Source organism: Bradyrhizobium sp. 76, assembly GCF_023073025.1.
In the GTDB taxonomy this organism is placed as follows: Bacteria; Pseudomonadota; Alphaproteobacteria; order Rhizobiales; family Xanthobacteraceae; genus Bradyrhizobium.
This window is the reverse complement of the sequence record NZ_JADPIS010000103.1, coordinates 418,513-440,442: the sequence shown is the minus strand read 5'-3', so window position 1 is coordinate 440,442 and position 21,930 is coordinate 418,513. Positions and strand designations below refer to the sequence as shown.

Genomic DNA, 21,930 nt, shown 5'->3' with positions numbered 1-21,930 from the left:
GTCAGCGCGGCGCCAGAACCATGACGACCTGACGGCCCTCGAACCGCGCGTCCTGCTCCACCTTGGCGAGCTCGGCGACGTCGGTCTTGATCTTGTCGAGCAGCTTGGTGCCGATCTCCTGGTGCGCCATTTCGCGGCCGCGATAGCGCAGGGTGATCTTGACCTTGTCGCCTTCTTCGAAGAACCGCTGCATGGCGCGCATCTTCACTTCGTAATCGTGGTCGTCGATCATCGGGCGGAGCTTGATCTCCTTGATCTCGACGATCTTCTGCCGCTTGCGGGCTTCAGTGGCTTTTTTCTGCGCGGCGTACTTATACTTCCCGTAGTCCATGATCTTGCAGACGGGAGGGCTGACGTTCGGCGAGATCTCGACCAGATCCATGCCGGCTTCCTGGGCCAAGCGGATAGCCGCGACGGTCTCGATGGTGCCCTTGTTGTCACCGGTCTGATCGATCAGCTGGATCTGCGCATTGCGAATATCGTCATTGATGCGCGGCCCGTCTTTGGCGGCAGTGGGCGGGGCTTTATTTGGACGGCGAATGGGTGGTTCTCCAAAGTTATGAAAAGAGGCGGCTATTTTGCAGGAAGATACGGTTGCCGGCAAGCAATCGCTCGTGCGGCGGTCGAAAAAGCCTCAAATGCGAGGCATTTTGGCCACGGCGGGGCACGCAGAGGGACATAGACACCTTGCTTCTGTTCCGCAAGCGTCCCAAAGGGCCAATGACGACGTCCAGCTGCGCTGCGGAGCACGTCCGGACAGCTCAAACCGCACAGCCAGAGTAAACGTTCCATGAATCACCCAATTCCCGATGCCGTGCTCGACTTCATCGATGTGGGCGAAGGCCCCTCCGCACGCCGGATCGCGGTGCGCCGCCGCGCGGCCCAAAAATCTGGTCAAGAATCTGATCAAGAATCTGGTCCAGAACCTGGTCAAGGACCGGGACTGGTCTGGCTCGGCGGGTTCAAATCGGACATGCGGGGCAGCAAGGCCGTGGCGCTGGACGAATGGGCCCGGGACCACGGCCGCGCCGTGGTCCGTTTCGATTATTCCGGCCACGGCGAATCCGGCGGCGATTTCGCCGACGGAACCATCGGGCGCTGGCTCGAGGAAAGCGTCGCGGTATTCGAGCGATTCTGCGACGGCCCGCAAGTCCTGATCGGCTCGTCGATGGGCGGCTGGATGGCGCTGCTGCTCGCGCGCGAGATCAAAAAGCGTTCTGGCAAGGCCTCGCTGGCGGGCCTGGTGCTGATCGCGCCGGCGCCGGACTTCACCGAGGAACTGATGTGGAAGAATTTTCCGGCCGCGGTGAAGAAAGAAATCGAGACCAAAGGCGTCTGGCTGAGACCATCGGATTATGGCGACGGCTCGCCCTATCCGATCACGCGAAATCTGATCGAGGAGGGGCGCAACCACCTCGTGCTCGGCAGCGCCATCGATCTCGGCTGTCCCGTCCGCATCCTGCAAGGTGCGCAGGATCCTGACGTGCCCTGGCAGCACGCGTTCGCGCTGACCCATCGCCTGCCGGCCGACGACGTCGTGCTGACCATGATCCAGGACGGCGATCACCGCCTCTCGCGCCCGCAGGACATCGCCCGCATTCTTGCCGCCGTGGCCGAGATCGGGTGAAATCGCCACCTAGCACTCGGTGTCATCGCCCGACTCGATCGGGCGATCCAGTATTCCAGAGGCGCTCGTGCTCAAGCCGAGAAGCCGCGGCGTACTGGATGCCCCGGTCAAGCCGGGGCATGACTGAGAATGGGAGGGGAGAATCGCCGATGACCACCACCGCCATGCTGCGCGCGTTCTGCGACGCCGTCGAACAACGCAACGGAAAAGCCTTCGCGGATCTCTTCACCGAGGACGGCGTCTATCACGACGTGTTCTATGGCGCCTTCGCCGGCCGCGAGAAGATCGCCGCGATGATCGACGACTGGTTCTATCGCACGGCGACCGACTTCCGCTGGGACATGCACGACCCGGTGTCAAACGGCACCACGCTCTATACGCGCTACACGTTCAGCTATCGCTCCACCTTGCCGGAGACTAATGGCGCGCGGGCGATGTTCGAGGGCGTGGCGATCATGACGCTTCGCGACGGCAGGATCGTCAGCTATCACGAGGTCGCCAACACGGCGCCGGCGTTTGTCGATCTGAAGTTTGCGCCGGAACGGATTGCGAAGATCGTCGCCAGGCAAGGCGCGGAGCTCAAGGCGCGGCCTGAGATGAAGCGGCATCTCGCCTAGCCGTCGTTCTTGCGCACCTACCGTTTCGACGGATTTACCATCGGCTTGCGCTGCGCCAGCGCGGCGACCGTGGCGGTGCCGATCGGGCCCTGCTCGTCATAGAGCCAGCATTCGCCGATCGCGACACCGTCGGTGGCCTGGTGGTTCACCACCTCGAAGCCGATCCAGCTCGTCACCGGCAGGCGGTGCAGATAGATTGTGACGTCGCTGTTGATGTAGCCGAGCCCCTTGTCGCCGGCGTTCGCGAACGGACTGGCGAAGTCGGCGCCGGTGGCGACATGGACGAACGGCGTCATCGGCACGCCCGCGACCAGCTCGCGCACCTCGCTCATCCAGAGTTTTCTCGGCCCGAGCGAGCCCATCTGGCCGACAATCGGTCGCGTGGTCCATTTGCCGTTCATGCCGAGCCTGGGATCGGTCGGCTTGGGAATGTCGGCCGGCTTCGGCACGTCCCAGTTCGGCGGCGACCAGACATTGCCGTCCGGATCCTGCGTTCGCCGCAACAGCTGGCACGAGGCGCGCGCCATGCCGATGCCGCCGGAAAAGAACTCCGCTTCCACGACGCGGATGCGCATCCCGTCGCGCACCAGCCGTGTCGTCACCTCGATCGGCTTGTCGATGGTCGGCAGCCGAAACATATCCACGGTCAGCCGCGCCGGCACGAATTCGGGGCCGGAATGGCGCTCCTCGATGGCGAAGCCGAGAAGGCCGACGATGACGCGTCCGTGCAGCGATTTCGGATCCCACGGGCCGTTGGCGACTTCCGTCGGGTGGAATGTGTCGCCGTCGCGGGTGAAGAAAGGCATGTTTGTCATGATGCGCGAGCTTGAAGGAACGTGTGGGGAAATCAAGGGTGGCGAGAGCGTGCCTGCTCGCCACAACAACAGGTGTCATCGCCCGGCTTGACCGGGCGATCCAGTACTCCGAGCTGGCAGTGATTGAATCGATGGGCCGCGGCGTACTGGATGCCCCGCTTTCGCGGAGCATGACAGCGGAGGATTAGGGGGCGGTGCGCCACTCCTCACGCACGCTTTCGTCGCTCTCGCCAGCAATCGCATTCGTCCTGATCGCCTCGAACTCATCCCGTGGCATCAACTGCCCCAGCGCCCACACCGCAGCCCCGCGCACCAGCGCGCTCTCATCGCCCAGCAATCGCCGCGCCTCGTCCGCCAGCGCGATATCACCGGAGTTGCCGATCGCGATCAGCACGTTGCGCAAAAAGCGGTCGCGGCCGATGCGCTTCACCGGAGACTTCGTGAACAGCGCACGGAACGACGCGTCGTCGAGCCGCGCGAGCTCGGCAAGACCTGGCGCGCGCAAAGCGTCACGTGCGGCGAGCTTGGCCTCACGGCCTTCCTGCGCGAACTTGTTCCAGGGACAGGCGGCGAGGCAATCGTCGCAGCCATAGATGCGGTTGCCGATGCTTTTGCGAAATTCGCGCGGGATAGGTCCCTTGTTCTCGATGGTGAGATACGAGATGCAGCGCCGCGCATCGAGCTTGTAGGGCGCGGGGAAGGCCGCGGTCGGACAGATGTCGAGGCACGCCCGGCACGAGCCGCAATGATCGATCTCGGCGTCGTCGCGCGGCAGTTCCAGCGTGGTGTAGATCGCGCCGAGAAACAGCCATGAGCCGAATTCGCGCGAGACCAGATTGGTATGCTTGCCCTGCCAGCCCAGACGCGCGGCTTGCGCCAAGGGTTTCTCCATCACGGCCGCGGTGTCGACGAACACTTTCACTTCGCAAGGCGTCACCTCACGAGTTGCGGTCGCGACCAGCCATCGCGCCAGTGCCTTCAGGCGCTTCTTGATGAGGTCGTGATAGTCGTCGCCTTGCGCATAGACCGAGATCGCCGCGCGCGTGCGCTGTTGCAGGATCGCGAGCGGATCCTGATCGGGGCCGTAATTGACGCCGAGCATGATGACGCTGCGCACGTCCTCCCACAGCCCGCGCGGATCGACCCGGCGCTCCGGCTGCGCGGCGAGCCAGTCCATGTCGCCATGGCCGCCGGATGCGATGAATTCGAGAAAATGTTGTCCGGCGCTCTCGATCGTGCCGGGCTCTGTGATGCCGATGCAGTCGAAGCCGAGCGCGCGGGCCTCGTTTGCCAGCGCCGTCTTCAGTTCGGTCGGATCGGAGTTCAGAAGTCGAGGTCCACGTAGGTCCGCGACGCCGGCACTCCGGCCAGCCATTCGCTCAAGAGCGGACGGAACGACGGGCGGGATTTCACCCGTGCGTACCACGCCTTTGCCGCGTCGTCCTCGCTCCATGGCACGTCGCCCAGATAGTCGATCGCCGAGAGGTGCGCCGCGGCGGCGAGATCCGCGTAGCTGAGCCGGTCGCCGGCGAGGAAATTACGCGTCTGCGCCAGCCAGCCGATATAAGCCAGATGATAGCGCACGTTGGCCTTGGCGGCGCGCATCACGTCGGCCGAGGGCGGGCCGCCACCATTGTCCTCGCTCATGAAGCGCTTGTAGATGCGCTCCGTGACGAGCGGGTGGGAGACTTCCTCGAAGAACTTTTCGTTGAACCAGGCCATCAGCCGGCGGACCTCGACGCGCTCGCCGATCGTGTCCGGCATCAGGCGCTTCAGTCCCATCTCGGAGCCATAGGCCTCGTCGACATATTCGGCGACGATCGCCGCGCCCGGGATCGGCGGCTGCTCGTCGTCCACCAGAACGGGCGTCGTGCCCGCCGCATTGAGCAGCAGAAACGCTTCGCGCCGCTCCCAGCTGCGCTCTTCGATCAGCTTCAGCTCAAGCCCGTATTCTCCCGCGATCAGGCGGATGAACCGCGAATGCGGGCAGAACGGATGATGAAACAGCGTAAACATGAAGCCTTTGACTATGTGATGGTGCTTAAGAATCCATCAATGTTTGTGCGGCGCCACACTAGTCATTCAAAACCGCGAAGCAAGGGCGCGCCGCCGCATTTTGCGATTGCAGCAAGGGAGCGGATGGGCGAGAAGAGCCCCGCTTTTCCAGCCGAAATGGACCGTAAATATGTCAGATGCAATACGGGCAGTGATCCTCGGCATCATCGAGGGTGTGACCGAGTTCCTTCCCGTGTCCTCGACCGGCCATTTGCTGCTCGCGGAGCGCTTCTTCCATCTCGGCGAGGGCGCGTTCTGGGATTCGTTTACGGTCCTGATCCAGCTCGGCGCGATCCTCGCGATCGTCGTGTTGTACTTCAAGAAATTGTGGGACGTCGCGATCGGCATGTTCACGGGCGACGCCTACGCACGCCGCTTCGTGATCGGCGTGCTGGTGGCGTTCCTGCCCGCTGTCGTCGTCGGTCTCGTCGCCGGCAAGTACATCAAGAGCATGCTGTTCAATCCGTGGGTGGTGTGCTTTTCGCTGATCGTCGGCGGCGCCATCCTGCTCTGGGTCGACAAGCTCGATCTCAAGGCGCGCGAGCACGACGCCACCCGGTTTCCGCTGCTGATGTATCTCTACATCGGCATCGCGCAGTGCATCGCGATGATCCCGGGCGTGTCGCGCTCCGGTGCCAGCATCGTCGCGGCTATGTTCCTCGGGGCCGACAAGCGCGCGGCGGCGGAGTTCTCGTTCTTCCTCGCCATTCCCACCATGATCGGCGCGTTCGCCTACGATTTCTACAAGAACCGCTCCGAGATGACGATGGACCACATGGGCATCGTCGCCATCGGCTTCGTGGTGTCGTTCGTCACCGCGATCATCGTGGTGAAGACGTTCCTGGAATACGTCACCCGCCACGGCTTCGTGGTGTTCGCGTGGTGGCGCGTGATCGTCGGCACGCTGGGCCTGATCGCGCTGGCGCTGGGGCGGTAGACCCGAACGTCAAACAACGGCAGTCCGGACGCTGAAGTTCGTCATGCCCGGATGACGGCGGGGATGGTTACGCGCTCTTGCGCTGGAATTGCCCGGCGGCGCGGAAGCGCCAGAGATATTGCGGGGCGATCGCTTCAAGCGAGTCGGGCGTGATGCCCAGGCCTTCCAGTGTCAGGCCTGCGGACTTCGCCGCGTCCGACACGACATTGTCGCGCGCGAGCAGCGTGACCTGGTCCGGCGTCAGCTTCAGCGCGCCCGGCGCGAATTGCAGGAAGTTGGCCTTGAAGCGGGCGAGGCCAAACGGCAGCGGCATCAGCATCGGCTTGCGATCGGCAATCTCGAGAATGGCCTCGATGATCTCGCGCATGGTCAGCACTTCCGGGCCGCCGAGCTCGTAGGTTGCGCCCGCCTTGGCCTTGCCGTCGACGGCATCCGCGACCGCGGTGGCGACGTCGCCGACATAGACCGGCTGCATCTTGGTGTCGGCGCCGATCAGCGGCAGCACCGGTAACATCCGCGCCAGCGCCGCGAAGCGATTGGTGAACTGGTCCTCGGGGCCGAACATCACGGAGGGGCGGAAGATCGTCGCCGACGGCACCGCGGCCAGGACCGCGGCTTCGCCGGCCGCCTTGGCTCTGGCATAACGCGAGGGCGATTCCGCGTCGGCGCCGATCGCCGAGACATGGATCAGCTGTGCCCCCGCGGCCGCGGCCGCCTTGGCGATGGTCTCGGCGCCCTTGGCCTGGACGGCGTCAAAACTCTGCGCGCCACCCTCGGCGAGGATGCCGACCAGATTGACCACGACATGCGAATCACGCAGTGCCGCCTCGATCGAGGCCGGATAGCGCACGTTCGCCTGCACGGTGTGGACCTGCCCGACCTTGCCGGAGGGCTGGAGGTATCCGGCCAGCTCCGGCCGCCGCACCGCGACCCGGACCCGGTAGTCGCGCCGGCACAGTGCGCGGACCACATTCCGGCCCAAAAACCCCGATCCGCCGAAAACCGTGACGAGCGTGTCCAGATTCGATGCCATGGGATCCATTCCTGGGTCATTCCTGCGGGAAGAGTGCGTCTCGTCAGGCTTGTATCGGGCCGGTTTGCGATGCGCAATCCGCATCCCGAAGCGGGGTTCAAGCATGAATTGACAACCGCGTCACCGAACCGTAGTAACCGCCTCCGTGCCTAACCGGCATGCCCAGGTGGTGGAATTGGTAGACGCGCTGGCTTCAGGTGCCAGTGGCTTAACGGCCGTGAAGGTTCGAGTCCTTTCCTGGGCACCACCTCCTACTCAAGCGATTGAAATCGCTTTTGCAGGGAATTTGAGCTGCTGACCGGTACACAAAACCGAGGCACGGCGCTCATGGCTTACCGAATGGCCTACATCGCTTGTCGGGTCGGCTCGGATCGCAGGCGATCTGGAGGCGGCTGGCTTCAGTCGTTCAGGCAAGCGCTCCGTGCCGAAAGCCATTGCCCGGATGCTAGGTGAGCTATGAACGACGTCCACCGCGCTCGCGGCCGAAGCCGTCGTCGCTATGTGGGAAAAGGTCGGCAAAGCTGATGACCCCAACCGCCTAAGAGGTCTCAGTGCTCGTTGACCGCAGCGCCGAGCTTGATCAGGCTCAGCGAGCGGTTCGCGGTCTCGCGCAGGCGGCAGTAGCTCGCGCTGCCCCGGTACATGCCGGGATCGACTTTGTCGAAGACCGCGCAGAAGCCATCACGCGACGCGGCGAAAGTTTTCTGCGACTCATTGACCGCCTTGATCACGTCGGCGAACCCGCCGGCCTGAACCTTCTTTAGCGCCTCATTGGTTTTCTGCGTCCAAATGGCGAGTTCGCGCGCCGCGCAGGCTTTCCATTTGGCGACATCGTCATTCGCGCCCTCTGCCGCTTTGATGCAGGGGTCGGCGACGAGCCCGACGCACGCGCCGCCGAAACCGTCGGTTTTCTCCGCGGTCTTCAGGCAGCCATCGATCACCGCAAGTTCGGCTGGCGCGATGCCTTGGGCGAAAGCCATCGATGCGAGCGGGAGGCTTGCGGCGAGCATCGCGGCGGCAAGTTTGAGCTTCATTGGAGATCTCCGTTCGGCGCATCGAAAATATGGAACACAATACCACTGCGAGCACATGAAGCTCAGCGAGACGGTAGACCGGCGGCTGTGGCGGAAGGGCCGGACGGCGAGGACGAAGGGAAAACGAGGGGGTATGCGGCTTCGGCTACGCCCTCTCCAATCAATGCCTTTGAATGCGCCTTGACCTGACTTACGAGATTTTCGACCAATAGGTGATGCATGCAACTTTGGTCATCGAAGGCCCAGCGTTGGTTCACCTGAATGTGGAACAGGAGCTACGCTGACGAATAATGACGGCGCGACCGGTTACGGCACGCACGGGCTCTGCCTCTTGGGTGTTAAAATTTTCAAGTCGGAACAGCCGCTTGGAGGTTTTCGAAGCCGGCCGTCGGGCCGATTTTCATTCCGCAAAACCCCATCGATTGCACCGTCCGAATTTACCCGACTTTAGACAAACTGGCCCTAAGTCAGCGGGCAGGCTCGCATCCGGCCGTCGGCGAGCACGGAGCCATCGGGCTCGCTTTGTCGTGAGGGAAACGGTGGATCAGCACCAGGTCTGGCACGAGCCGGCATTCGACAAGGTTGCGAACGCGATCAGCCCGTTCTTCCTGAGATCGGGAATTTATCTGTTCCTGATCTCGTTCATTTGCCTGTTCTACGTCTTGAACGCACCGCTTCTGCTCGGTCATTACGATCTGGGCTGGCATCTCGCGGCCGGAGATCTCATCCGGGAACGCAACGCCATCCCGCTCCACGACCCCTGGTCGTTCACCCACGGCGACAAGCCGTGGCTCAATCTGTCCTGGCTCTGGGACGCGCTTGCCAGTGCGTCGCTTCAATACGCGGGCTTCGGCGGCCTCGTCCTGTCGACGGTGGCCTGTGGTGCAGCGATTGCCGGCATCCTGACTGCGATCTCTCTCGGCTACGGTGCGTCGGCGATTGCGGTTTGCGTGGCAGTCTTCCTGGCCTGCCTGCTCTATCCCGCCTACGAAGTTGCGCCGAACATGTATCTCGCGGTCGCGCCGAATACATGCACGATGCTGTTCTGCGTTGTCTTCTATCGCGAATGCCTGCGACGTACGCGATGGTTCGTGCTTCCCGTGTTGATGGCGTTTTGGGCCAATCTGCACGGCGGTTTTCTGCTCGGGTTTTTCGTGATTGGCGTCTTCTGCGGCGCCGCCTTGCTCAGAGCGTCCTGGGCCGATCTCAGGGTCCTTGCTCTCGCCGGGATCGGGTGCCTCGCTGCGACATTCGTCAATCCGCTCGGCTGGAATATCTATGCCGGTGCCGCCGCGACGATGGGGCACTTCGTCCAGGGTAATATTACCGAATGGCGGTCCTACTACGACAACATTGAAATACCCGGCAGCATTCCGGGCATCCTGTACATGCTGGCCTTCGTCGCGCTCGAGCTTCGCTACAGAAACTCCAGGCCAGTCCCGCTCGAACCGAGATTGATGTCCTGGCTGTTCCTGATTCTGGGACTGTGTCAGTTCAGGTACATCGCGTTCTTCTTCATCTTCTCGACTGTGCCGATGGCGCTTCACCTTAGCCGCTTGCTGCCTCGGCGTCTCACCGCTGTTGACGTGCGTGGAGCGTTGCTGGCCGCCGGCATCGTCGGTCTCGGCAGCCTGCCGCTGGCCTATTTGCGCGTTGCGCCCGCGCTCGCACTTCCGACGATGCTGTCGAGCGAAGATGCCGGCTATCTGCAAAACAATTTCGCCAATGCGCGGGTCCTGAACCATTGGAACGTCGGCGGCTACCTGATTTTCGCCACGCACGGCACCGTTCGCCCGTTCGTCGATGGCCGCGCCGCGACCGCCTATCCGGACGATTTGCTGCACGACTATTTCAAGCTGGTGAGCTGGGAGATCGACGAAGCGGCGTGGGACATGGTGCTCGATAAATACCGGATCGACGCCGTGCTGTGGGTCAAGGCGCACGAACAGCTGCGGCAGTTCCTGGTGGAGCGGCGAGGCTGGCGCGAGCAATACACCGGCGCTTACGTGACCGTTTACGTCAGGCCCCAATCCAGTTTGGCTGGCGAAGCCAAAACACAATGACGACCAGCGCCGCAGCTCTGCCCGCGATCGCGCCCGCCGCCAAAGCCGAAAGCTTCGCGACGCGGTACGGCGCCTTGTGCGCATTGCTGCTACTGGCTGCGGCAGTCCGGCTGCCGCTCGCCTTTTGGCCGAACATCGTTCACGTCGACGAGCTCTATCAATATCTGGAGCCGGCCTGGCGCCTGCTTGGCCACCAGGGTGTCGTCACCTGGGAATGGCGCGACGGCATCCGGAGCTGGTTTCTGCCGACCTTGTTCGCAGGGCCGGTCGCTCTCGGCGACTGGCTTGCGCCGGGCGGGTGGGGTGCCTTCGTCGTCCCTCGCCTGGTGGTCGGGCTTGCCTCGCTGTCGATCGTCGTCACGGCCTGGCATTTCGGCGAACGCATCTCCAGGTCGCATGCCATCGTTGCGGCGTTTGCCGCCGCGGTCTGGTTCGAGTTGGTCTATTACGCGCCCCACACGCTGAGCGAACCGCTGGCGACGGCCGTGATCCTGCCGGCGGCCTATCTGCTGACGGGCGAGCTCGCGCGCAACCGGCTCTTCACCGCAGGCGCATTGCTCGCTCTCGCCTGCGTCTGGCGCTTTCAATATGTGCCGGCTTGCGCGGTGTTTGCGTTGGCGGCGTGCTGGCGCGACCCGCGAAACGCGATCGCCCTGGTCGCGGGTGGATGCGTGGTCCTGGTGCTGTCCGGCGCCATCGACCTGGCCCACGGCTCAGCGCCGTTTGCGTGGCTCGTCCGGAATATTCAGCAAAACCTCCTGCATGACCGCGCATCGGAATTCGGTGACGCGCCGGCGGCCGCCTACGTTCTGCAGGCTTCAATTCTGTGGTCGGGCACGACGCTGCTGATGCTGGTGGCGCTCTGGCGGGGCTGGCGACATGCCCCCCTTTTGATCGTCGCGGCCGTCGTCAACGTCGCGTTTCACAGCATGATCGTGCACAAGGAATACCGCTTCATTTTCCTGTCGATCGCCCTGCTGATCATCGCGGCGGGGCTTGGCTCCGCCGATTGGGTCCAGATGATGCGCCGGCAGAACCCGTGGCGCTCACTTGCCGTCGTATGTGGCGGCTGGCTGCTGCTCTCGCTCGGTCTGTCGGGCGCAACGCTCATCATGCGTGACAACTGGATGCGCGGCATCGGCGTGGCCCAGCTGATGGCGGAGCTCGAGGCCGATCCTGAATTTTGCGGTCTGGCCCTGTACGCGATCAACTATCCCTTTGTGCCCGGACGCGGGCAGCTCGCGGCCCGCCGACCGATCTATTCCCTTTATCGGGACGACCCCCTGGCCAAGGGGCGACTTCCGGCTGTGGTGAAGACGCACCAGGCCGGGTTCAACCGCATCATCGGCCCGGCGAGCCTGGCCAGCGAATTGCCGGCGGATTTCTCGCCACGAAGTTGCGCAATGATGAGCGATGACAAGCCGGCCTGCGTCTTCGCGCGACGCGGGGCTTGCGATACGCCCGCCAGCCCGTTCGGCGTCAACGACGTACTCGTGCGCCTGAACTACTAGCCGCGCCTGATGCTTGCGCCGGCGGCTGCCAGCGGATACATCGCGGCCGGCCCTCGCCAGCGTCTGTCCCGGGGATTAGCCTGCAAAAGCGCACCGATTCGATTGAGGTTTGAAACGCCATGACCGTACGCCTGCACCGCGGCGACCTGCCCGATCTGTCCCGCTACACCGGAGCGGTCGCGATCGATACCGAAACCATGGGCCTGAACCCGCATCGCGACCGGCTCTGCGTGGTGCAGCTCTCGCCCGGCGACGGCAGCGCGGACGTGGTGCAGATCCCCAAAGGTCATACCGACGCACCGAACCTGAAGGCGCTGCTGGCCAATCCCGCGAACACGAAAATCTTCCACTTTGCGCGGTTCGACGTCGCGGTGCTGTATCAGACGTTTGGTGTCATGACCGGGCCGATCTACTGCACCAAGATCGCCTCCCGCCTGATCCGCACCTATACCGACCGCCATGGTCTCAAGGACCTCGTGCGCGAGGTGCTCAATGTCGATCTCTCCAAGCAGCAGCAATCGAGCGATTGGGGTTCCGACAGCCTGACCGAGCCGCAGCTCGCCTACGCCGCCTCCGACGTGCTGCATCTGCACGGCTTGCGCGAGCGGCTCGATGCCATGCTGGCGCGGGAAGGCCGCACGGCGCTGGCCAAAGCCTGTTTCGACTTCCTGCCGACCCGCGCCTTGCTCGATCTCCAGGGCTGGGCCGAAGAGGACATTTTCGCGCATTCCTAGCGTTTCGCGTAGCAGCCGGGTGGGGCGGTCGCCCCGTTTCAGACACTTTCGTAACAGCCTGTCGCTGGCTGCATATTTTGGCGTTGCCGGCTACAATGGGGCGCCCGCCAGCCGGACAAGGCGGGCGACACCTCAGGAGCCCAGGTGAATTCGGCCCATAATGTCACCTACGATGCCGCGCTTGCGGCGAAGTTCGCCAGCGCGGCGCGCCACAGCCGCTTGGTGCGGATTCTGCGCGTCGCGGTGCCGGCGACGGTGGCTGCGGCGATGGGTCTGCTCGTCCTCATCTCGACCATCTTCAACCCGTTCCAGATCCCCGTGAAGCTCGACTCCGGAAATCTCGTGGTGACAGGCACCAAGATCACGATGGAATCGCCGCATATGTCCGGCTTCACCCCGGACCAGCGGCCCTATGAGCTCTGGGCCAAGACCGCGACCCAGGACATCACCGATCCCGATCATGTCGATCTCCATGATTTGCGCGCGAAGGTGCTGATGGAAGACCAATCGACCCTGTTCCTCGATGCCCGCACCGGAAGGTTCGACAACAAGCAACAGCAGCTCGACCTGCACAAGGACATCTTCCTGCGCACCTCGACCGGCTACGAGGCGCGGCTGAACTCGGCCTTCGTCGACATGGGCAAGGGTACGGTTTCCTCGGATGAGCATGTCGACGTCAAGCTGACCAACGGAACGCTGACCGCTGATCGGCTGCGGATCACGGAGGGCGGCGACGTCATCCGCTTCGAAGGCAATGTGGTGATGCACCTCGACAAGCTGGACGATCCCGCCGCCGCTCAGCCTGCGCCGGCCGAACCCGCGCCGGCGGCGAAGACACGTACGCCCCAGAACAAGTCCGCCAATTCAAAGTGATTTTCATGATCAGGTTTTTCCCGCGCAACGACGACAAGCGGCGCGTCATCCCCGGTGCGGCCGCGCTCGCCGTCGGCATCGCACTGATTGCAACGGGTGGGGCAAGCGCGCAGAGCACGATGCAAGGCGTGCCCAACGCGATGCAGGGCTTCTCGCAGAACCGCGATCAGCCGATCCAGATCGAAGCCGCCTCGCTGGAGATGCGCGACAAGAAAAAGGAAGCGACCTTCTCCGGCAATGTGAAGGTCATCCAGGGCGACACCACCATGACCTCGAAGACGCTGGTGGTGTTTTACGATTCGGGCGGCGACAAGCCCGCCACGCCACAGCCTGCGGCAAAGGCGGCAAAGGGGGCGCCGATGCAGTCGGCGACGCCGGGGCCGGGCGGGAACTCCTCGATCAAGCGGCTGGAGGCGCGCGGCAATGTCGTCGTCACCCAGAAGGACCAGGTGGTGACGGGCGAGACCGCCGTGTTCGACACCCGCACCAACCTCATCACCATGCTTGGCGGCGTCGTCTTGACGCAGTGCAAGAACGTGCTGCGCGGCGACCGGCTGGCGGTCGACATGACCACGGGCGTGTCGCGTGTGGAATCCGACAGCGGCCGGGTGCAGGCGCTGCTGCCGCAGGGCGGCGGCAATGATTGCGGATCCGGAGGCGCGGGCAAGCCCGGCGCGGGACCTCTGCAATTGCCTGGCGCAAATAAGCCCAAATAAGTCCAGTTAAGTCCAAGCCAGGCAAAGTAAATTTGAAGAATGATTTCAGATGTTTGGCTCGATCACTCCCGATCCGAGGTTGAAGCTTGCCCGTCGAGACTGTATCTAGCGCAAAGGGCTTTCGAAGCGGGGTTCGCCGCTTTTCGGGCGTGTTTCACTGGGCATGAGACATCCCTTCATTCATGCTGCGTCGGCGAATCCTGAGGCCGGCGCGGCAGATCGCGCGAATACCGGGCAGGATCGTCGCGCAGAATCGTCGCGAAAGGCTAGAAGGCGGGGATGGTCGATCTCTTCAGCATGTTCCGTCGGCGCCCCGCCAAACGCGGCCGGCCAGGATTTGCGCGCCAGGACATCACCGCGCTCGGTGACAGCGTCGGCGGTCTCGTGGCCAGCCCGGTCAGGGACGCGCCGCCGATCGCCCGTAACCAACCGATGCATGCACCCGATCAATTCCAGGGCGACTATCAGGCCGAGCCGCCCCGGGCCCAGGCGGTTCACCCCGTGAGGGCTGCCGGCAGACCTAACGGTTCCGGCGGGCCTCAGCTCTTGAAGCGCCCGGGCTTTCTGGCTGTGCATAGCGTGGAAAAGAGTTTTGGCAGCCGCCAGGTCGTGCGCGGCGTCAGCATCTATGTGCGCCGCGGCGAAGCGGTCGGCCTGCTCGGGCCCAACGGCGCCGGCAAGACCACCGTGTTCTACATGATCACCGGCCTGATCAAGGCCGATCGCGGTGCGATCGAGCTCGACGGCCACGACGTCACCAAGCTCCCGATGTATCAGCGTGCGCGGCTCGGCATCGGCTATCTGCCGCAGGAAGCCTCGATCTTCCGCGGTCTCACCGTCGAGCAGAACATCCGCGCCGTGCTCGAAGTAGTCGAGCCCTCGCGCAAGAAGCGCGAGCAGCAGCTCGACTCGCTCCTCGACGAATTCAACATCACGCGCCTGCGGAAATCGCCGTCGATCGCGCTGTCCGGCGGTGAGCGGCGCCGCGTCGAGATCGCGCGTGCGCTGGCGACGCGTCCGAACTACATGCTGCTCGACGAGCCCTTTGCCGGCATCGATCCGATCGCGGTCGGCGACATCCAGGACCTCGTCCGCCACCTCACCAACCGCGGCATCGGCGTGCTGATCACCGACCACAATGTGCGTGAGACGCTCGGCCTCACCGATCGCGCCTACATCGTCTATGCCGGTGAGATCCTGACCGAGGGGAGCCCGGATGAGATCGTGGCCGATCCGGACGTGCGCCGCCTTTACCTTGGCGAGGAATTCCGCCTCTAGCCCGTTTTTCCAATTCGTCAAGACGTGTACATCGGGCTTGGACTAGGATAAGCAAAAATCGGACCAACTTCTTGGGATCGGTTCTTGCTTCATGGCGCTTTCGCAGAGATTAGAGTTCCGGCAATCGCAGTCGCTGGTCATGACGCCGCAGTTGATGCAGGCGATCAAGCTGCTGCAATTGTCCAATCTCGATCTCACGACCTTCGTCGAGGAGGAACTCGAGCGTAACCCCCTGCTGGAACGGGCCAATGACGAGCCGCCCGCGGGCGAGGGCCCGGCCGAGACCGGCCAGTTCAACGACAGCGACGGCGGCCACAACGACGAGCCGGGCGGCGGCCCGGGCGAAGCGTTCGAGCCCGGCCAGGAAGAGTGGATGTGCAAGGATCTCGGCACCCGCGCCGAGATCGAGCAGACCATGGACACCGGGCTGGACAACGTCTTCTCCGAGGAACCGGCCGAGGCGGCCGCCCGCACTGCCCAGGATGCGGCGCCGACCACCTATACCGAATGGGGCGGCGGCGCCTCCGGTGACGAGGACTACAATCTCGAAGCCTTCGTCGCCGCGGAGATGACGCTCGGCGACCATCTCGCCGAGCAGCTCTCGGTTGCCTTCACCGGGGCCGCGCAGCGCATGATCGGCCAGTATCTGATCGACCTCGTCGACGAGGCCGGCTATCTGCCCCCGGATCTCGGCCAGGCCGCCGAACGGCTCGGCGCATCGCAACAGGACGTCGAGAACGTTCTTGCCGTCCTGCAAAAATTCGATCCGCCCGGCGTCTGCGCGCGCAGTTTGAGCGAATGCCTGGCGATCCAGCTCCGCGAGCTCGACCGGTACGATCCCGCGATGCAGGCCCTGGTCGAGCATCTCGATCTCCTCGCCAAGCGCGACGTCGCGGCCTTGCGCAAGCTCTGCGGCGTCGACGATGAGGACATCGCCGACATGATCGGCGAGATCCGCCGGCTCAATCCCAAGCCCGGCATGAAGTTCGGCACGGCCCGGCTCCAGACCATGGTGCCCGATGTCTATGTCCGTCCGGGTCCCGACGGCGGCTGGCATGTCGAGCTCAACAGCGACACCTTGCCGCGCGTGCTGGTCAACCAGACCTACTATTCGCAGCTCTCGAAGAAGATCGGCAAGGACGGCGACAAATCGTATTTCACCGACGCGCTTCAGAACGCGACCTGGCTGGTGCGCGCGCTCGACCAGCGCGCCCGCACCATCCTGAAAGTCGCAACCGAGATCGTGCGCCAGCAGGACGGCTTCTTCACCCATGGCGTGGCGCATCTGCGACCGCTGAATCTGAAGGCCGTCGCCGACGCCATCCAGATGCATGAATCCACGGTGTCGCGCGTCACCGCCAACAAATACATGGCGACCAATCGCGGCACGTTCGAGCTGAAATATTTCTTCACGGCCTCGATCGCCTCGGCCGATGGCGGCGAGGCACATTCGGCCGAAGCCGTGCGTCACCACATCAAGCTGCTGATCGATGCGGAGGCGCCGTCCGCGATCCTGTCCGACGACACCATCGTGGAACGCTTGCGCGGCTCGGGCATTGATATCGCCCGCCGCACGGTCGCGAAGTACCGCGAAGCCATGCGCATTCCTTCCTCGGTGCAACGCCGTCGCGACAAGCAGAGCGCTCTTGGTAACGTCCTCTCCACCGCCATGGCCGATCGCTCCCGCAATCCCGAACCGGCCTGATTGCGCCGGCGCCAAATCGCGCTACTCTCGATCTGCTATCGGGCCCGATCCTGGCCAGGCACGAACCAAGTGAGGTTCACATGACTCTCCGCATCTCGGGAAAGAGCGTCAACGTCGGCGAGGCCCTGCGCGGCCGTGTCACCGACCGTACTGAAGAGGTCCTGCGCAAATATTTCGACGGCAATTATTCCGGCCACATCACGCTGAGCAAGGACGGCTTCGGCTTCCGCACCGACTGTGCGCTGCATCTCGATTCGGGAATCACGCTCGAGGCCGATTCGAACGCACCGGATGCCTATGCCAGTGCCGACCAGGCGCTGGTGATGATCGAGAAGCGGCTCAAGCGCTACAAGAGCCGGCTCAAGGATCGCTCCGCCCGCAAGGCCCATGTCGCCTCCGCGGCGCTGGCCGCGATGGATGCCACCAGCTACGTGCTGGAAGCCCCGGGCGAGGGTGAGGACGAGGACGAGATCACCGGCTACAGCCCCGTCATCATTGCCGAGGCCACGACCTCGCTGAAGCCGCTGTCCGTCAGCGAAGCGGTCATGGAACTCGACCTCAGCGGGGCGCCCTGCCTGGTGTTTCAGCACGGCTCCTCGGGCCGAGTGAACATCATTTACCGCCGGGCCGACGGCAATGTCGGCTGGATCGATCCCCCGGGGGCCAAGGCGGATGGCAAGGCCTGAGGCCGCGGGCGACGCCCTGGGGCCCCCGCGCCGGGGGCCCCTTTCCGCCTTAACAATGACCGGGGCAAAGCTGCACGCGGGAGTTGGCACCGGGATTGCGTTGGAGTAGAAGCCCCCCACATCAGGGGCGAGCTAAGTCCGCCTCCTGCTTCAACTTCTTGACGTCGGCCCGCCCAGGTTCTTTGTCCAGGCTGGCCAATTCGGAACCTGACGTTTTCATTCACCTCGGAAGACTTCCATGCCGATTACCGATCTGGTCGCGCCCGAGGCGATTCTCCCGGCATTGAAGGTCAACAGCAAGAAGCAGGCGCTTCAGGAACTGGCGGCCAAGGCCGCCGAGTTGACCGGGCAGAACGAGCGTTCCGTGTTCGAGGTGCTCCTGCAGCGCGAGAAGCTCGGCACCACCGCGGTCGGCTACGGCGTCGCCATTCCCCACGGCAAGCTGCCCAAGCTGGAAAAGATCTTCGGCCTGTTCGCGCGCCTCGATCGTCCGATCGATTTCGAATCGATGGACGGCCAGCCGGTCGACCTCGTCTTCCTGCTGCTCGCCCCCGAAGGCGCCGGCGCCGATCACCTCAAGGCGCTTGCCCGCATCGCCCGCCTTTTGCGCGACCAGGACATCGCCAAAAAGCTCCGCGCCTCGCGCGACGCCCAGGCGATCTATTCCGTGCTGGCGCTGCCGCCGGCAACTGCGGCGTAACCCTTCTCCCTCGAACCGACGCAGCGCCGTCCGCGACTTATTGGGCAGCCGGGCGTTGCGATATGTCGTCTCCGGCACGTTTCGGCGCGGGGATTTTGCAAGATGATTTGCGGTTCGATCGGGCGGGTTTTTGGTCTGCTTTGCTCCATCACCATTGTCGCCACCGCCATGGCCCGCGCCGACGAGGCGTCCAACGACCGCGTCATCGCGGAGAAGACCGAGATCATCGCAGCCGACGCAACCAATGCGGTTGCTTACGAGCTGCGCGGCGAAGCCTACTACATCAAGCACGACTGGAATCGCGCCTTCGAGGATTGCAGCGCCGCGATCCGGATCGATCCGAATTTCGGGCGGGCCTATCACTGCCGCGGTCGCGCCTATTCTGCCAAAGGCGATCGCGAGCACGCCATGATCGATTACAACGAGGCCATTCGCCTCGACCCAAATTATGGGGCGTCCTACACCTCGCGCGCCGAGGCGTATTTCAGCAGGGGCGATTTCGATCGCGCGATCGCCGGCTTCACCGAGGCCATCGAACGCAGCCCCAAGCAGGCTTACCGTGCGCTCGTCATGCGAGGGGAGGTGTATGCGGCGAAGGGCGACACCGATCACGCCGTCGCCGATTACAGCGAGGCGATGCAGCGCAATCCGGTCGCCGCTTGGCCCTACGAGTTGCGAAGCACCGTCCGCCTCAACAAGGGTGAGATCGATGCAGCTCTGGACGACTGCGACAGCGCCGTCCGCCTGGAGCCCGGAAGTGCCGGCGGCCACTATTGCCGGGCCATGGTGTTCCTGAAGAAGGACGACGCCGACAGCACTATCCGGGAGCTGGATGACGTTACCAGGATTAGGCCGTCTTTCGAAAAGGCCTATCTGGTTCGCGGCGTCGTCCTGCACGGGAAGGGCGACGACAAACGCGCCCTTGCCGATTTCGACGAAGTGATCCGATTACGGCCGGGGAATTCGGAAGCCTACAGCAGTCGCGCCGGTCTGTTTCGGGACATGGGACAGCACGATCGCGCGCTCGCCGACTACAACGAGGCGATCAGGCTCGATCCGAAAAGTCAGCTCGCCCTGGTCAACCGCGCTCTCCTCTACATGATGATGTCCGACGCCAAACATGCGCGCGCGGATTTCAACAGCGTGCTCGCGCTGCCACTGAGCGACAAATGGGCCGTGGATACGGCGCGCGAAGGACTTGGCTTTGTGAAGTGACGGCGCGCTCTCGGTTCCGTCATTGCGAGGAGCTCTTGCGACGAAGCAATCCAGGCTGCCTCCGCGGAAAGATTCTGGATTGCTTCGCTGCGCTCGCAATGACGACGTGGAAACTTCATCAGCCGAAATAAAACGGGCACGCCTTCCTGCGAAGGCATGCCCGCTTGAAACTCTATTCGTGCGACGTGCGACGTGCGCGTGCTCAGTGCACGCTCACCGCTTGCAGCTCGTTGCTCCAGGCATTTGCGATCGCGGCTTCGCGGCTGTCGGTCAGCATGATCGGCGTGCCGTCGGCGGCGTGGAGCGCGAAGAGCTTGAGGCCCGGCGCGATCTTCGGCGCTTCGGGAAACAGGCCCGGCACATCCTCGGAGCGGATCTGCTTCACATAGGCGATATGGCCTTCGCCGAGGGTTGCCAGCGTCTCCGGCGAGACGTTCTTGGCTTCGTATTCGAACGCAACGTGACCTTCACTCATGGTCTCGACTCCTTCACAGAAACTAAGCGGTCGAGTCCGCTACTCGTTCCATTATTCGTGCTCATTGATAGCGATTGTCTTAACGATCCTCTCCGGTTCCGGCCGGGCAAGATCGATCGCCAGTAATCCGTTCTTCAGATCCGCACCCAGCACCAGCATCCCCTCCGCCAGCACGAAAGTGCGCTGGAAGTGGCGCGCGGCGATGCCGCGATGGATGTATTGCCGGGTCTTGTCGTCCTGCTGCCGCCCGCGAATGACGAGCTGGTTTTCCTCAATGGTTACATCGAGTTGGTCGCGGGTGAATCCGGCGACCGCCAGCGTGATTCGCAACCGCTCGGGCTGGCCCTCCGACCGGTCGCACCTCTCGATATTATAGGGAGGGTAACCGTCGGCACCTTTGACGACCCGATCGAGCACGCGCTCGATCTCGTCGAAGCCCAGAAGGAACGGACTGGAAAGCGTGGGAACACGAGACATAGTTTACAAAGTCCTCTCGAAGCGACTTTGGTGCATCAGGGCCCGTACAGGCACCCCTTGATCAGCAATATGGGCATATCCGCGTGTGGGTTCAAGGACGTAGCCGGGGGCTGTGGATTGGCAGCTGACCCGCTCTGCCATGCAGAAAGGCTGACTTGCCGTCATGGCGCGAAACGCCTGCGACAAGCCCGGCACGACGAAATTGCGGCGCGATTTTTCTCAACGAAAACAAACCCCCTTCTACTGTGCATGGGGTTGTTTTCGCGTTTTTTTAATCGACGGCTCCGCGGAACCCGGTCAGGCCTCGATCCGCGTCCGGCCGTCGCCGCTGAACAGATGCAACTTTTGGCGCATTGCCGCGACGCGGATCTTCGCGCCGATCGGGGGCGCCTCGGAGCCGGGAATGCGGACGATGACCTCGCCGGGCGGCAGCTCGCCGGGGTTGGCGGCGATGCGCTGCTCGTCCTGAGCCCGCGTGCCGTAGACGAAGGTTTCGGCGCCGACGCGCTCGATCGCTTCAACGGTGAGCGGGAGCGCGACGCCGCCGGCCGGGGTCTGGTCGGTGATGACGAAATCTTCCGGGCGAATGCCGAGGATGCCGGCGTCGGTGCTGCCGAGCTGCGACTTGATCTCGTCGGCGCGGATCGACATCAGATTCATCGGCGGTGCCCCGATGAAGGAGGCGACGAAAGTCGTCGCCGGCTTCTCGTAGATCGCCAAGGGATTGCCGACCTGCTCGACCTGACCACCATTCATGACCACGAGAACGTCGGCGAGCGTCATTGCTTCCAGCTGGTCGTGGGTGACGTAGATCGACGTCGTGCTGAGCCGGCGCTGCAATTTGCGGATCTCGACGCGCATCGCGATGCGCAGCTTGGCATCGAGGTTCGACAGCGGCTCGTCGAACAGGAACACCTTTGGCTGGCGCACGATGGCGCGGCCCATGGCGACGCGCTGGCGCTGGCCGCCGGAGAGCTGGCGCGGCTTGCGCTCCAGCATCGAGGTGAGCTCGAGCACGCGCGCGGCTTCGTCGACGCGGGTCTTGACCTCGGCCTCCTTCATGCCGCGGTTGCGCAGGCCGTAAGCCATGTTGTTGAAGACGCTCATATGCGGATAGAGCGCGTAGTTCTGGAACACCATCGCGATGTCGCGATCGGCAGGCTCGATCTGGTTGACGATGCGGCCGCCGATGTCGATCTCGCCGCCGGTGACGGTTTCGAGCCCTGCGACCATGCGCAGCAATGTCGACTTGCCGCAGCCGGAGGGACCGACCAGCACGCAGAACTGGCCGTCGCCGACGTCGACGTTGACGCCCTTGATGGCCTCGAAGCCGCCGGGATAGGTCTTGCGGACGTTGCGCAGGGTGACGTTAGCCATGG

General features: G+C 63.7%; 22 protein-coding genes and 1 tRNA gene. 14 read left to right on the top strand and 9 right to left on the bottom strand.

Annotation, left to right across the window (positions count from 1 at the left end):
- Nucleotide 1: 1 nt before the first annotated feature.
- On the bottom strand, nt 2–541 hold the full coding sequence (gene infC / locus IVB48_RS28365; protein WP_155809540.1) for a translation initiation factor IF-3: 540 nt from the start codon (nt 539–541) through the stop codon (nt 2–4).
- Nucleotides 542–790: 249 nt separating this feature from the next.
- Between infC and IVB48_RS28360 the strand changes: the two genes are divergently transcribed.
- The gene (locus IVB48_RS28360) at nt 791–1,627 is read left to right on the top strand and encodes an alpha/beta hydrolase (protein ID WP_247405093.1); all 837 of its coding nucleotides are present in this window, start codon (nt 791–793) and stop codon (nt 1,625–1,627) included.
- Nucleotides 1,628–1,776: 149 nt separating this feature from the next.
- Nucleotides 1,777–2,244, top strand: coding sequence for a nuclear transport factor 2 family protein (locus IVB48_RS28355; RefSeq protein WP_247357395.1), 468 nt, complete (start codon nt 1,777–1,779; stop codon nt 2,242–2,244).
- A 17-nt stretch (nt 2,245–2,261) separates the two neighbouring features.
- Here IVB48_RS28355 and IVB48_RS28350 read toward each other — a convergent pair whose 3' ends face one another.
- From IVB48_RS28350 to IVB48_RS28340, 3 genes are all read right to left on the bottom strand, one after another.
- On the bottom strand, nt 2,262–3,059 hold the full coding sequence (locus IVB48_RS28350; protein ID WP_247405090.1) for an acyl-CoA thioesterase domain-containing protein: 798 nt from the start codon (nt 3,057–3,059) through the stop codon (nt 2,262–2,264).
- Between the two features lie 184 nt (nt 3,060–3,243).
- On the bottom strand, nt 3,244–4,434 hold the full coding sequence (queG, locus tag IVB48_RS28345) for a tRNA epoxyqueuosine(34) reductase QueG (RefSeq protein ID WP_247405087.1): 1,191 nt from the start codon (nt 4,432–4,434) through the stop codon (nt 3,244–3,246).
- Nucleotides 4,383–5,075 carry a glutathione S-transferase family protein gene (locus tag IVB48_RS28340; RefSeq protein ID WP_007598553.1) on the bottom strand — a complete coding sequence of 231 codons (693 nt, stop codon included), beginning with the start codon at nt 5,073–5,075 and terminating at the stop codon, nt 4,383–4,385. The genes queG and IVB48_RS28340 overlap by 52 nt, the downstream gene beginning before the upstream one ends.
- 169 nt (nt 5,076–5,244) lie before the next feature.
- Here IVB48_RS28340 and IVB48_RS28335 point away from each other — a divergent pair, with 169 nt between their 5' ends.
- Complete coding sequence (locus IVB48_RS28335; protein ID WP_027566187.1) at nt 5,245–6,051, top strand: undecaprenyl-diphosphate phosphatase; 807 nt, start codon at nt 5,245–5,247, stop codon at nt 6,049–6,051.
- A 67-nt stretch (nt 6,052–6,118) separates the two neighbouring features.
- Here the strand turns inward: IVB48_RS28335 and IVB48_RS28330 are convergent, their stop codons facing one another.
- Complete coding sequence (locus IVB48_RS28330) at nt 6,119–7,084, bottom strand: complex I NDUFA9 subunit family protein (protein ID WP_247405084.1); 966 nt, start codon at nt 7,082–7,084, stop codon at nt 6,119–6,121.
- Nucleotides 7,085–7,244: 160 nt separating this feature from the next.
- On the opposite strand from IVB48_RS28330, the gene IVB48_RS28325 reads away from it, so the two are divergent.
- Nucleotides 7,245–7,331 (top strand) — tRNA-Leu (locus IVB48_RS28325).
- Nucleotides 7,332–7,632: 301 nt separating this feature from the next.
- On the opposite strand, the gene IVB48_RS28320 is transcribed toward IVB48_RS28325, so the two are convergent.
- Nucleotides 7,633–8,094 carry a lysozyme inhibitor LprI family protein gene (locus IVB48_RS28320; protein ID WP_247405081.1) on the bottom strand — a complete coding sequence of 154 codons (462 nt, stop codon included), beginning with the start codon at nt 8,092–8,094 and terminating at the stop codon, nt 7,633–7,635.
- Between the two features lie 563 nt (nt 8,095–8,657).
- On the opposite strand from IVB48_RS28320, the gene IVB48_RS28315 reads away from it, so the two are divergent.
- The 10 genes from IVB48_RS28315 (at nt 8,658) to IVB48_RS28270 (ending at nt 19,599) form a co-directional block, all read left to right on the top strand.
- Nucleotides 8,658–10,181, top strand: coding sequence for a hypothetical protein (locus tag IVB48_RS28315; RefSeq protein ID WP_247405078.1), 1,524 nt, complete (start codon nt 8,658–8,660; stop codon nt 10,179–10,181).
- Complete coding sequence (locus tag IVB48_RS28310; RefSeq protein WP_247405075.1) at nt 10,178–11,692, top strand: 4-amino-4-deoxy-L-arabinose transferase; 1,515 nt, start codon at nt 10,178–10,180, stop codon at nt 11,690–11,692. The genes IVB48_RS28315 and IVB48_RS28310 overlap by 4 nt, the downstream gene beginning before the upstream one ends.
- 119 nt (nt 11,693–11,811) lie before the next feature.
- Nucleotides 11,812–12,426 (top strand): ribonuclease D, encoded by a 615-nt coding sequence (locus IVB48_RS28305; RefSeq protein WP_007598566.1) that lies wholly within the window; start codon nt 11,812–11,814, stop codon nt 12,424–12,426.
- 144 nt (nt 12,427–12,570) lie between these two features.
- Nucleotides 12,571–13,299, top strand: coding sequence for an LPS export ABC transporter periplasmic protein LptC (lptC, locus tag IVB48_RS28300; RefSeq protein ID WP_027566182.1), 729 nt, complete (start codon nt 12,571–12,573; stop codon nt 13,297–13,299).
- Between the two features lie 5 nt (nt 13,300–13,304).
- Nucleotides 13,305–14,015 carry an LptA/OstA family protein gene (locus IVB48_RS28295; RefSeq protein ID WP_247405072.1) on the top strand — a complete coding sequence of 237 codons (711 nt, stop codon included), beginning with the start codon at nt 13,305–13,307 and terminating at the stop codon, nt 14,013–14,015.
- 279 nt (nt 14,016–14,294) lie between these two features.
- Complete coding sequence (gene lptB / locus IVB48_RS28290) at nt 14,295–15,293, top strand: LPS export ABC transporter ATP-binding protein (RefSeq protein WP_027514739.1); 999 nt, start codon at nt 14,295–14,297, stop codon at nt 15,291–15,293.
- Between the two features lie 91 nt (nt 15,294–15,384).
- Complete coding sequence (gene rpoN / locus IVB48_RS28285) at nt 15,385–16,998, top strand: RNA polymerase factor sigma-54 (protein WP_247405068.1); 1,614 nt, start codon at nt 15,385–15,387, stop codon at nt 16,996–16,998.
- An 80-nt stretch (nt 16,999–17,078) separates the two neighbouring features.
- The gene (gene raiA / locus IVB48_RS28280) at nt 17,079–17,684 is read left to right on the top strand and encodes a ribosome-associated translation inhibitor RaiA (RefSeq protein WP_027566178.1); all 606 of its coding nucleotides are present in this window, start codon (nt 17,079–17,081) and stop codon (nt 17,682–17,684) included.
- A gap of 238 nt (nt 17,685–17,922) precedes the next feature.
- The gene (gene ptsN / locus IVB48_RS28275; RefSeq protein ID WP_027514736.1) at nt 17,923–18,384 is read left to right on the top strand and encodes a PTS IIA-like nitrogen regulatory protein PtsN; all 462 of its coding nucleotides are present in this window, start codon (nt 17,923–17,925) and stop codon (nt 18,382–18,384) included.
- A 102-nt stretch (nt 18,385–18,486) separates the two neighbouring features.
- On the top strand, nt 18,487–19,599 hold the full coding sequence (locus IVB48_RS28270) for a tetratricopeptide repeat protein (RefSeq protein ID WP_247405065.1): 1,113 nt from the start codon (nt 18,487–18,489) through the stop codon (nt 19,597–19,599).
- Nucleotides 19,600–19,801: 202 nt separating this feature from the next.
- Here IVB48_RS28270 and IVB48_RS28265 read toward each other — a convergent pair whose 3' ends face one another.
- From IVB48_RS28265 to IVB48_RS28255, 3 genes are all read right to left on the bottom strand, one after another.
- The gene (locus IVB48_RS28265) at nt 19,802–20,074 is read right to left on the bottom strand and encodes a DUF1150 domain-containing protein (protein WP_007598581.1); all 273 of its coding nucleotides are present in this window, start codon (nt 20,072–20,074) and stop codon (nt 19,802–19,804) included.
- A 51-nt stretch (nt 20,075–20,125) separates the two neighbouring features.
- Nucleotides 20,126–20,551, bottom strand: a complete 426-nt coding sequence (locus IVB48_RS28260; RefSeq protein WP_007598583.1) for an Hsp20 family protein — start codon at nt 20,549–20,551, stop codon at nt 20,126–20,128.
- 297 nt (nt 20,552–20,848) lie between these two features.
- Nucleotides 20,849–21,928: a sn-glycerol-3-phosphate import ATP-binding protein UgpC gene (locus tag IVB48_RS28255; protein WP_247405062.1), complete on the bottom strand. Its 1,080-nt coding sequence runs from the start codon at nt 21,926–21,928 to the stop codon at nt 20,849–20,851.
- Between the last annotated feature and the right edge of the window lie 2 nt (nt 21,929–21,930).